This is a genomic window from Nocardioides sp. (assembly GCF_004803405.1).
GTDB classification, from domain to species: Bacteria; Actinomycetota; Actinomycetes; order Propionibacteriales; family Nocardioidaceae; genus Nocardioides; species Nocardioides vastitatis.
On record NZ_SSXI01000229.1, the window covers coordinates 1 to 11,894 of the forward strand.

Below are 11,894 nucleotides of genomic sequence, written 5' to 3' on the forward strand. Positions count from 1 at the left end.
CTCGGGCAGCGGCCCGGCCGCGTGCGCGCACTCGCGAGCCTGACGGCGGTCGCGCTCGCCGCCGTCGCGGTGGCGCTGGCGGGTCCGATCGCGTTCCTCGGGCTGATCGTCCCCCACCTGGCTCGCTTCCTGGTGGGCGGGCGTCACCTCGACGTCCTGATCGCCTCGGTCCTGCTCGGGCCGGTCGTGCTGCTGGTCGCCGACATCCTCGGCCGCGTCATCGCGCGCCCGACCGAGATCCAGGCGGGCGTGCTGACGGCGATGATCGGCGCGCCGTTCCTGATCCGGATCGCCGCCAAGGCGCGGGTGGCCGGATGAGCACCACCACGGCCACCCAACCCGTCGCGCGCCGGTCCACACGCCCGCTCGCACGTCTGGTTGCCCCGTTGTTGCTGGCCGGGCTGGTCGTCGCCCTAGGGATCTTCGGGCTCGTCAACGGCACCCGGCAGATTCCGGTCATCGACGCTCTCGCGGCGACGGTCGGGCTCGCTGACGGCGGCACCTCGTTCATCGTGCAGCAGCTCCGGCTGCCGCGCGTGGTGGTGGCGATCGCTGCCGGCGCCTGCCTGGGCGCCTCCGGCATGCTCATGCAGGGGCTGCTCCGCAACCCACTTGCCTCCCCGGACATCATCGGTGTCACGGGAGGGGCCAGCCTCACCGCCGTCTTGGCGATCGGCGCCGGCCTGCCACCGCTGGCACTTCCGTTCGCCGCTGCGTTCGGCGCGGCCAGCGCGGCCGGCGTGCTCTACGTGTTCTCCCGGTGGACGGGGGCGAGCAGCGTGCGGCTGATCCTGGTCGGGATCGGCGTCCACGCCGTCACCAACGCCGCAGTCACCCTCGTGGTGGCGCGGATCGACCCGGGCCGGCTCGGTGCCGCGGAGGTGTGGCTGTCGGGAAGCCTGCACGCCCGCAACACCACCCACGTGACCGTCGTTCTCGTCGGCGCCGCTCTGGCGCTACCCCTCGCCTACGCCTTGCTGCGCAGTCTGGCCACGCTCGAACTCGGCGACGAGATCGCGACCGGAGCCGGGGTGCCCGTACGTCGTACCCGGACGCTACTCGTCGTGACCTCGGCCCTGCTCGCCGGCGTCGCAGTCGCCGTCGCCGGACCCCTCGGGTTCGTCGCGTTGGGCGCACCGCACATCGCGCGGCGCCTCGTCGGACCGACCTCACCAGCCACTCTCACGACGTCCATGCTCACCGGCGCGCTGCTCGTCCTCGCCGCAGACGCCCTCGGCCAACGGCTGCTCGACGACGCGGCCCTGCCGGCCGGCGTCATCACGGCAGCCCTCGGCGCGCCCTACCTCCTCTGGCTCCTCCACCGGACAGGACGACCATGACCACCCTCGAGACCCACGACCCGGCCAGCCGACCCGGAACCGCGCTGCACCAGGTACGCGTGGACGGCATCCACGCCGGCTACGGCACGGACACCATCCTCAACGGCATCGACCTGACCGTGCCAGCTGGCGCCGTGACAGCCATCGTCGGACCGAACGGCTGCGGGAAGTCGACCCTGCTGAAGACCATCGCCCGGGTCCTCAACCCGACCGCGGGCAGTGTGCTGCTCGACGGTGAGCCCGTGCACCGCCTTCCCACTCGTCAGGTCGCGAAGCGTCTCGGACTGCTGCCGCAGAGCAACGTCGTCCCCGAACAGCTGACGGTGCGAGACCTGGTGGAGCGAGGTCGCTACCCGCACCGCGGAATCCTCAGCGCCTGGACCGACACCGACCACGATGCCGTCGCCGAAGCGCTCGAGGTCACCGGCACCGCGAGCCTTGCCGGGCGGTACGTCGACGAACTCTCAGGCGGGCAGCGACAGCGGGCCTGGATCGCCATGGTCCTGGCGCAGCAGACCCCGGTCCTGCTGCTCGACGAGCCCACGACCTACCTCGACCTGGCGCACCGGCTGGAGGTCCTCCGCCTGCTCCGGCGGCTCAACCGCGACCGCGACGCCACCGTCGTCATGGTGCTGCACGACCTCAACGAGGCCTGCCGATACGCCGACCACATCATCACGATGCGCGACGGAGCCGTGCATGCCTGCGGCCGGCCCCGCGAGGTCGTGACTCCCGAGCTCATGGCGGACGTCTTCGGCGTCGCCTGCCTGACGGTGGACGACCCGGTCACGGGCACTCCCATCGTCGTACCGCTGGAGGAGTGACCGAGCTGGAGGGATCCCAGCCGGAGGGGACCTAACCCGAGCTGTCACCGGTTCGTGCAGCCGACCCACGTCACGACGCTGGCGCCTGAGCCGCTTCGCCGTCTCCTCGGGCAACCGCGCATTGCACCGTTGACGCCGCATGTCCGAGCGAGGAGAGTGGACGCTCCAAGCGAGGAGATTGGACGCGGCGACTTTGGGTGGCCCAGGGCGGCGCGTCGATGCGCCCGGGCCGCTCGACCCGGTCTGGACCTGGCCGAGCCGCCAGTCAGCTCGGGGCCGAATCGGCCCCGCAGACGAAGAGGTCTGACCATGTTCGCCCGAAACCGACTGGCGGCCGCGATGGTCGCCGGGATCAGCGCGCTCGCCTTCGGGCCCGCTGCCGTCGCTGACCACGCGACGGATCCACACACGAGAAACATGCACGCGCTGGGTCACAGTTCCCACCCGGCGACGTTCTTCGGCGAGCCGGACGGGGTCCGCCACATCAGCTCCGACATCGCGTTCTGGGGCCGCCTCGCCTTCAACGGCAACTACGACGGGTTCCGGATCATCGACATCTCCGACCCAGAGGCACCGGTGGAGCTCCTTCACCAGCGGTGCAACGGGGACCAGGGCGACATCTTCGTCTGGGACGACGTCCTCATCCGGTCGTGGAACTCGAAGAAGACGACCGATCGCACCTGTGACGGCCAGACCGTCCCAGCTGGCTGGGAGGGTGTCCACGTCTTCGACATCAGCAACCTGAGCGACCCGGAGCTGGTCGCGTCGGTGAGCCTGCCCTGCGGCTCGCACACCGTGACCGGTGCCCGCGAGGGCGACCGGCTGATCGTCTACAGCAACAACTCCAGCAGTGTCGGATGTGCCGGGCTCCCCGGCAACCCACGCGCTCAGGACGACCCGATCGGCGACTTCATCGACGTGATCGAGGTGCCACTCGCCAACCCGGCAACGTCGAGCCTGCTGCGCCGAGAGCCGCTCGCCGGTCCGCTGACGGACGTACGCACGGGCTGCCACGACGCTGGCCTCATCCTCGGTGAGGTGAACCTGATGTCCTGCGCCAGCGCCGACGCCACCAACATCTTCAGTGTCGGGGCGCCGCGCGGTGGATCGCTGGCGGACCCGGAGTTCCTGTACACGATCGTCGAACCGGGGGTGGGGCAGGCTGGAACGAATGGCCGCTGGCACTCGGCCTCGTTCACCTGGGACGGCGAAGTCATCGTCCTCGGCTGGGAGCCCGGTGGTGGGGCATCGCCGGAGTGTCAGACCGGCGACCCGGACGTCGACAAGAGTCTGTTCTTCTACGACGCCGAGACCGGCACCAAGCTCGGCCAGTGGGTGCTGCCTCGAGGCCAGGACGGTGCAGAAGAGAACTGCACGATCCACAACTACAACATCGTGCCCACTCGGGACGGCAGGTATGTCGCCGTCGGCGGCCACTACCAGGCCGGGACGTGGGTCACGGAGTTCACCGACCCGGCGAACCCGGTCACGGTGGGCTGGTCCGACCCGCCCGCGATCACCCCGCCCGACCTCGGCGGCGCGTGGTCGTCGTACTACTACAACAACTTCATCTACGAGTCGAGCATCACCGAAGGCCTGAACGTGTACCGCTTGAGCGGCAATGCGCTGGCCGGTGCGCTGCGTCTGCGGCACCTCAACCCGCAGACACAGGAGTTCTCGCTGCACTGACGACGACAGCCCTCCGTGGTTGATGGCGAGGCGACGCAGGGGCGCCCTACTACGGTGCACCGAAGTTGCTCGCCGCTGACCCGTCCTGTCCGGTCGGGTGGGCGTCATCGCGACCACTGGTCGACCGCCCTCGGCGCGGCGGCCGACCAGGTGCGGTGGGAGATGCCGTGCGGTAGAAGCGGCATCACGAACGAAGCCCTCACGACGAACACGTAGGCGAGCACTGGTGGCGGCCGAGCATGGGCAACGTATGGAGTTCGTAGCCGCCGAAGAAGCCCAGTGACTGGGGCGGTGATGAGGCGTAGGTTGCGGTTGTATCAGGTTCTCAGGCCGCGCTGGCGCGGAGGGTTGGGGCGAAGTTGGTCCTACGATGGGAGCAGTCGTGAAACGTCTGATGACTCGTACGTTCGCTGGATCCGCTGTCGTGATGTTGACCGTTGCGCCGGCTGTCGCGGGCGTGGGCCCGCTGACGCAGGTCAGCGGTGTGGCGCCGTTCGCTCCAGGCTGCAACGGCGCACCGCAGACCGGCACCGTGTTTCCCAATTCCGAGGTCGAACCCTGGGTTGACGTCAACCCCACCGATACGGCCAACATCGTCGGCACGTGGCAGCAGAACCGGTGGTCCAACGGCGGCGCCGACGCCTTGCTGACGGCGTACTCGGAGGACGGAGGCGGCACATGGACGACGCCACCGCTGGGCGTACAGCCGCCGTTCTCCCGCTGTGCCGGCGGCAGTCCCGCTAACGGTGGCGACTTCGAGCGCGCCACCGACCCGTGGGTGACGTTCGGTCCGGATGGTGACGCCTACTTCATGTCACTGTCGATCAACGATTCGAATGTAGATCACGCCATGCTGGTGTCCAGGTCGACCGACGGCGGTCAGACCTGGGGACCGATCACGACACTGCTGCGCGAGAACGACCCCAATGTCTTCAACGACAAGAACTCGATGACGGCCGACTACACCGATGCGGACAATGTGTACGCCGTGTGGGACCGGCTGGTGTTCCCCACCGAACGCGCGAGCGCCACGTCGGCCGAGCGTGGCCTGGCGTTCAAAGGCCCCGTGGTGTTCACCAGGACCACCAACGACGGTGCCAGCTGGGAGCCGGTGCGCGTCATCTACGACCCGGGCCGTAACAACCAGACCATCGGCAACCAGATCGCGGTCATGCCCGACGGCGCATTGGTGAATGTGTTCGACGAGATCCGCAACGTCTCCAACAAGCCCCCCAGGCGTGGCCTGCACGTGGCGCTCATCAGGTCCACCGACCAAGGTGAGACGTGGTCGGGCCGCATCCACGTATCGCGGCTCGGCACCGTCGGCGTCACCGACCCGAGAGACGACGCTCCCGTGCGAACCGGCGACATCATCCCCGAGATCGCCTCCGACGAACGGTCCGGCACCGACAGCCTGTACATCGTGTGGCAGGACGCTCGGTTCACCGGAGGCGAACGCGACCAGATCGCCTTCTCCCGGTCCACCGACGGAGGGCTGACCTGGAGCACACCGATACGGGTGTCGTCGAACGTCGCCACCCAGGCCTTCACTCCGTCGGTGGACGTTGCCGACGACGGCACCATCGCCGTCACCTACTACGACTTCAGCGCCGACACGGTCGCCTCACCGACCCTGGACACGCAGTACTGGGTGACCAGGTCCACCGACGGCGGCCTCACCTGGTCACCGCGGGAGGAGATCACCCAGGGGCCATTCGACATGCGGTCGGCGCCGAACGCCCGCGGCTTCTTCACCGGTGACTACGAGGGGCTGGAGTCGGCCGGCAACAACTTCATCCCGTTTGCCTCGTTCGCCAACACCGGAGATGAAGCCAACCCGACCGACATCTTCGCCACCACCGTCGCGCCATAGACGCCGCGGTACGTCGGGCTCGGCTCGCTCGAGGTGCTCGGCTCCTGAAGGATCAAGGGGTGGCCGTCTTCTACGTCCTGGAGCACCGTTGGTTCGACCCGTCACGAGGACGCTCGCGCATGCCGCGATCCGACCGGTCATACGGGCGGGGTCATGCCGCTCAGAGGCTGCCCTCCTTGGGGGAGGGCAGCCTCTCGGTCGATCGCTACGGGATCCTCACCTCCTGCACCTGCGGGTTCAGGTGGTCGAGGCCGACCCGGTCGGCCGCGACGTCCGCGAGGAACGACTCGAAGCCACGGGCGTGCGAGACCAGGACCGGATCACCGCTCGCCACGTGCTCCACCCCGTGAGTGGCGAAGATGTTCAACGGCCCGGTCACGTCGCTGCCGGACTGCTCGTACCAGTAGGCGGACCACTCGTCGCCGTCGACGTCGTAGTAGGCCACCTCCCTCGGCTTACGCGGGTTGGTGAAGTCGATCACGTCGACCCCGCCGGTGTACCACGCGTTCACCAACAGGTACTTGCCGTCCGCCGCGACCACGTTGCTGCCGAGGTGCGCCGAGCAGTAGTCGACATGCTCCGGGGCCTGACTGCGGTGGAGCCGGAACTCGCTGTACTTCTTGCCCGAGGCCGCGTCGACGAAGTACATCCTTCCGGTCTGACCGACGCCCGGGGTCACGGTCGGGCAGCCCGAGCCGAACGACTCGTCGATGAAGTTCACCACCTTGCCGTCCCAGGTGAACGTCGCCGAGTGGTGGAAGTCGATCTGCCTCTCGTCGAACACCCAGACCGGGTTCTCCGTGTCTGGCAGCCCGTCGGCACCGATCCGCCACATCTGGCTCTGCTCGGCACATGCCCCCGCCACCAGGTTGTCCGGCAGATACACGGCGATGTCGTGACAGGCCCGCAACTTCCCGAAGCCGGCCAGCCCGTGCTCCGCGGGATCGAACACGTTGTCCGGGTCGCCCGGGTAGTTGATCGGGAGCTGGGGTCCCTCGAAGGCGGCGGCTGCGGAATCCGCTGCGTTGCCCTCGAGCGGGATGATCACCGTCTGGACCACGCCGTGGAACGGATCCGCAGGACTGCCGGGATCGCTATCGAACGGATTGGTCAGGTTCTGCGTCATGTCCGTACCGTCGTGCGAGAAGCCACAGGTCGGGCCAGCGCGAAGTGGATACGACGAGTTCAGCACCACGAGCCGGTTGCGCGCGAGGTCGGGGTAGAGCGTGTTCGTGTGTGATCCGCAGTCCAGATAGATCGCATCGAGGAACACCGGACTCGCGGGGTCACTGATGTCGAACAGGCGGATGCCCTCCCAACCATCCGGGTCCTCGTCGTGGCGAGTTCCGTCCGGATGCCGTGATTGCGGCGAGCCGCACTCCGGTCCCTCGAGCGTCAGGTCGACCGACTGGACCAGCAGATCGGCCTGGCCGTTGCCGTCGGTGTCCCACACGGAGGGGTCGTTTTGCGGTCCGAAGCACTCGAAGTCTGCGAGCCGCACGGGGTTTGCGGGGTCTGAGATGTCGTAGGAGCGAACGCCGCCGTAGTTCCCGACGAACGCCCTATCGCCCCAGAAGGCGATGTCGGAGGTGATGAAGTCGGGGTTGGGGTCGAAGGACTCCAGCGACATGTTCTTCGCGTCGGGACGACCTGCGCCGGCAGGAGCGGCCAGGGCACCGACGAGGACGAATACGCAGAGCAGCGGCAACAACAGTCGTTTCGGTGTACGCACGGTGGTGCACCCCCTTGAGCGGAATGGAGATGTCGACGGGGCGGCGTCGCACGACGTAGGAAAGTGGCCCGTCGAGCGAAGATGCGCAGCACCCCCCTCGCTTCCCGTGAGTGCTCACGGAAAGGTCCGCAATGGGACGGATCGTCGAACGGAAGGGACGGAAGGGACGGAAGTGCGCGGGTTCGATCCAACGACGTCCGGCATCTCCGCTCGTTGCTCGTTCGACAGTCTACTCAGGCGCGTGGGGTTCGCCTATACCACATAAGGGCGGTTTCGTTCAAGTGAGTGGCCAAGGCTGCCATGTCGGTCCTGGACAGCGCCTGACCGCCTGGCGAGTGGCTGATCGCAGATCCGCTGCGTGCCGCGCCCACCTTCGCCGAGCAGCCGCCCCAGTACGCCGATCTCCCCAGGGAGCTCCGGAGGCTGGGGAGGCAGTGACAAGCGCAACGGTGCGGCCGGGACGGTTCTCGAAGCTCCCCAAAAATGGCGCTAGCGGGGGCCACGGGTAAGTGACATGCTCGTTGGTGTGCGCGGACTCGGGCAAGCGCGTCCGATCGCCACCGAGAGGAGCCCGAGATGGGCCGACAGCGTCGTCGTACGTCAGTGCTGGTGGCCGCGGCGATGGTGCTGCTCGGCCAGATGTGGGCAGCCGGGTCGGTGAGCTCACACCCCGGCCAACACGGTCCGACCGACGGACACCTGATCGGCGATGGGGCGTTCGGCACCATCGACCTGCTGTCGGTCGAACGCCTCACGAGCACGCCTGAGCTGGTCGCGGACGTCGCCGTCAGTCCGGACGGCCAGTGGGCGTTCCTCGCGAACTGGGGCGAGCCGGACTGTGCCGGGCCCGAAGTGGGTGGCCAGACGTCGCCGGACGCCGGCGCGTGGGTCGTCGACATCAGTGACCTCAGCGACCCGCAGCAGGTCGGCTTCATTCCGTCCAGCCAGGACACCCGGCCCGGCGAGGGCATGCAGGTGGTCACCATCACGACGCCGAGGTTCAGCGGCGACGTCCTCGTCATGAACAACGAGCACTGTGGGAAGAACGGCAAGGGCGGGATCTCCCTGTACGACGTCAGCAACCCGCGCAAACCGGTCAAGCTCTCCGAGCACTTCGGCGACCGCGCCAACCTCTCGCTCGGCGACGCCAACGACACTCACAGCGCCTTCGCCTGGGACGCCGGAGCCAAGGCCTACGCGGTGATGGTCGACAACTTCGAGGCCGCGGACGTCGACATCCTCGACATCACCAACCCGAAGCGCCCGCGGCTGATCCGCGAGCTCGACCTGGACCGGGTGTTCCCCGGGATCACCCAGATCCAGCTCGGGCTGGTCCAGATCTTCCTGCACGACATCGTCGTGAAGCGGATCGACGGCCGCTGGGTGATGCTGCTCTCCTACTGGGATGGCGGCTTCGTCCAGCTCGACGTGGACGATCCGGCCAACCCCACGCTGATCGGCGACACCGACTACACCAACCCCGACCCCGAGCTGCTGGAGTCGACCGGCGACGCACGCCGGCCGGAGGGCAACGGACACCAGGCGGAGTTCACTGCGGACAACCAGCACTTCATCGGCACCGACGAGGACTTCGCCCCGTACGGTGCCACCAACTTCTCGATCGCCAGCGGCGCGTTCGCCGGCACCTACCCCTCGGCACCCGTCCCCGGTTCCGCGCCGATCGTGATCCTCCCGGACGAGAGGCTCAACGGGCCGGTCGTCTACGGCGGCTACGGCTGCCCGGACTCGGCTCCGGTCCCGTCGCCCAGCTCCATCCCGGGCTACGAGGCCTCGCTCGCGACGGGCGAGGAGAGCATCGTGGTCCTGCAGCGCGGGCCGACCGGCGACCCGAGCGCGCCCGAGCCGGCGTGCTTCCCGGGCGAGAAGGCGCATGAGGCAGTGCTCGCCGGCTGGGACGCAGTGGTCTTCGTCCAACGGCACGGCGGCACCGAGAACCCGCCCTTCTGCGGTTCCGGCGCGTTCGTCGACGAGGTGGTCGGCGTGTGCACCAACCACGAGGCGTACCACAAGATGTTCGACACGCCGCCGTTCACGCCGCCCTGGAGCTACCCGGACGGACCGGCGATCGGGACCATCGGTGAGCGAATCGAGGCGACGGCCGCCTTCGACGGCTGGGGCTACGTCCACTTGTTCACCAACGACGTCACGAGCGGCAAGTTCGCTGCGCTCGACACCTACGCGATCCACGAGGCGCACGACCCGGCCTACGCGACCGGCTTCGGCGACCTGACCGTGCACGAGGTCGCCACCCATCCGCAGGACCCGGCCAGGGCATACCTCTCCTACTACGCCGGCGGACTCCGGGCACTCCGGATCCAGGGTGGCGACCTCGTCGAGGTCGGCGGCTACCTCGACCCCAACGGCAACAACTTCTGGGGAGTCGAGGTGTTCGTGCGCGACGGCCGGACGATCATCCTGGGCAGCGACCGCGACAGCGGCCTGTGGATCTTCGAGGATGTCGGCTAGGGGTGAGGCGAACGAGGGGAACTCAGCGAGTGAGAACGCCCTGATCTGCAGAAACGCAGATCAGGGTGTTCTCTGTTCGCGGCTTCACCCGACGCGTCGACGACTGGAGTGATCCGCGTCGGACGCACAGGTCGCTGCGCGATCGCTAGTCCGGGATCGTGGGCCGGCCGAGGTGGTACCCCTGTGCGTACAGGACGCCGAGGTCACGCAAGGCAGCCAGCTCGCGCCCGGTCTCGACACCCTCCGCGACGAGCATGGTCCCGGTTCTCTGGGTGAACCGGACCATCGCCTCGCACATGGCCTGTCGTCCGGGATGGTCGCCGATGCCCTCGACGAGGGCTCGATCGAGCTTGAGGACCTCGGGCCCCAGTCGCAGGATGTGATCCAGTCCGGCGTACCCGGAGCCCGCGTCGTCCACCGCCACCCGCACCCCTGCCCGACGCAGGGGACCGAGAAGATCGTCGAGTCCCTCGTAGTCGTCGACCTGGTCGTGCTCGGTGAGCTCGAGGACCACTTGCGCGGAGTACTCGCTGGCGGTGAACATGGCCGCGATATCGGGGTCCTCGAACAGCGCATGCGCAGAGACGTTCACCGACATCACCGTCTGTTCGGGCAGATCCGGCAGGTGCGCGAAGGAAGCCCGCAGGGCGGACGCCTCCAGCGCTGGCCCCAGCCCGAGGGACTCGGCCTCCCTGAACCACCGGTCCGGCGTCCAGTCGCGGTGGGCGGGGAACCGGGACAAGGCCTCGTACCCGTAGGTGTGCCCGGTGACCAGGTTGACGATGGGCTGCAGTGCGATCCGTGGGCCACCCCGCACGATCACCCTGTCGATGCGTGCTCGTGCCCGTCGGCTGGCCTGCTCGTGCGCGATCAGGAACTGCATGTGGCTCCCGATCAGGTCGCCGAACATGCGCAGCACCTCGAGGTCACGCTCGCGCAGCCCGGCGTCAGCCTTGGTGCTGAAGCAGCACAACGTCCCGAACGGCTCCCCGTTCTCATCGCGCATCGGAACCGACATGTGCGATCCCACCGGGAGCAGCGAGGTCGCCGCGATCTCCTGCAGGGCCGGGACCTCAGCGGTGTCCGGGATCAGCTCCGGGATCCGGCCGTCGGTCACTCTCGCGCAGTAGGTCTCTTCGAGTGGGTCGCTCTGTCCCGGCGAGATCGGGTAGAAGGTCGAGTCCGCGTCGACGTACTCGAAGACGCGCCGGCCACCGGCGAACCGACCCACGAACGCGACCTGCATCCCCAGGTGGGAGCGCAGCGAGGTCAGGCTCTCGCGGATGATCTCGCGCGATGCGTCGGGCCGACGCTGCGGGCCAAGCCCGGCACCTTGGGTGGTCGGCACTCTCAGGGACACCGCATCGCCTTACGTAGGAGGGCAGGCCGCAGGTTTTGCCCCTTCTTGACTCACCGCGTGGTCACCATCTTGCCTGCAACCTACCGACCCGCGACGCAGCTTTGAACGAAACCAGACCACACAGGGGCGAAAGCCACGGCTTGTGTAACGGCGCTCGTTGACCCGGCACGGCCTCGAGGGAGAACCTGTCCCTCGTACGTATGCCCGCGCCGGCGGGTCGAGCTGCTTGACCAGGTGCCGGGCGCGGGGGACCGCTCCTCTAGCCGCCGGCTGGTCAGCCGAGGTCCGCAGCGACCCGGAACCCGATGTTGCCCGTCGCGTCGTCCGGCGCGCTGTGGTCCCTGGCGGCCACGCGATAGCGGTTGCAGTAGGAGTCGTGACATAGGTAGGACCCACCTCGGCGGACCCTTTGGCCGTGATTCACGGCGCCGTCGACGGACCACGGATCGGCGGTCCATCCTGCTCCTCAGGCGCAGTGAACTAGATCACGTTCTACAACGCCGCGAAGTGCCACCGGTAACGCGTTCGGGACGTGCGCCGCAGCGGAATCGCCCGGTCCCGGCCTCCTCGAAGGGCTGCGACGACGCGC

At 68.3% G+C, this 11,894-nt stretch carries 8 protein-coding genes and 1 pseudogene; 6 read left to right on the top strand and 3 right to left on the bottom strand.

The features are described from left to right. From E7Z54_RS16200 to E7Z54_RS16220, 5 genes are all read left to right on the top strand, one after another. The coding region (locus tag E7Z54_RS16200) for an iron chelate uptake ABC transporter family permease subunit (RefSeq protein ID WP_136435442.1) at window positions 1-318 on the top strand (318 nt) is incomplete at its 5' end. After that, window positions 315-1,340 (top strand): FecCD family ABC transporter permease, encoded by a 1,026-nt coding sequence (locus E7Z54_RS16205; protein WP_136435444.1) that lies wholly within the window; start codon window positions 315-317, stop codon window positions 1,338-1,340. The genes E7Z54_RS16200 and E7Z54_RS16205, both read left to right, overlap by 4 nt. Continuing rightward, window positions 1,337-2,164: an ABC transporter ATP-binding protein gene (locus E7Z54_RS16210; protein ID WP_136435446.1), complete on the top strand. Its 828-nt coding sequence runs from the start codon at window positions 1,337-1,339 to the stop codon at window positions 2,162-2,164. The genes E7Z54_RS16205 and E7Z54_RS16210 overlap by 4 nt, the downstream gene beginning before the upstream one ends. Before the next feature lie 309 nt (window positions 2,165-2,473). Then, window positions 2,474-3,853: an LVIVD repeat-containing protein gene (locus E7Z54_RS16215; protein WP_136435448.1), complete on the top strand. Its 1,380-nt coding sequence runs from the start codon at window positions 2,474-2,476 to the stop codon at window positions 3,851-3,853. A gap of 427 nt (window positions 3,854-4,280) precedes the next feature. Beyond that, window positions 4,281-5,726, top strand: coding sequence for a sialidase family protein (locus E7Z54_RS16220; RefSeq protein WP_136435450.1), 1,446 nt, complete (start codon window positions 4,281-4,283; stop codon window positions 5,724-5,726). Between the two features lie 205 nt (window positions 5,727-5,931). Here E7Z54_RS16220 and E7Z54_RS16225 read toward each other — a convergent pair whose 3' ends face one another. Next, entirely contained in the window at window positions 5,932-7,458 is a 1,527-nt protein-coding gene (locus E7Z54_RS16225; RefSeq protein ID WP_136435451.1) for a hypothetical protein, read from the bottom strand. Between the two features lie 576 nt (window positions 7,459-8,034). Between E7Z54_RS16225 and E7Z54_RS16230 the strand changes: the two genes are divergently transcribed. Further along, window positions 8,035-9,945: an LVIVD repeat-containing protein gene (locus tag E7Z54_RS16230; RefSeq protein WP_136435453.1), complete on the top strand. Its 1,911-nt coding sequence runs from the start codon at window positions 8,035-8,037 to the stop codon at window positions 9,943-9,945. Between the two features lie 145 nt (window positions 9,946-10,090). On the opposite strand, the gene E7Z54_RS16235 is transcribed toward E7Z54_RS16230, so the two are convergent. Next, entirely contained in the window at window positions 10,091-11,305 is a 1,215-nt protein-coding gene (locus E7Z54_RS16235) for a sensor domain-containing phosphodiesterase (RefSeq protein ID WP_136435455.1), read from the bottom strand. Window positions 11,306-11,579: 274 nt separating this feature from the next. Next, a pseudogene (locus tag E7Z54_RS16240) lies at window positions 11,580-11,750 on the bottom strand (SUMF1/EgtB/PvdO family nonheme iron enzyme); the annotation flags it as partial. Window positions 11,751-11,894 lie beyond the last annotated feature (144 nt).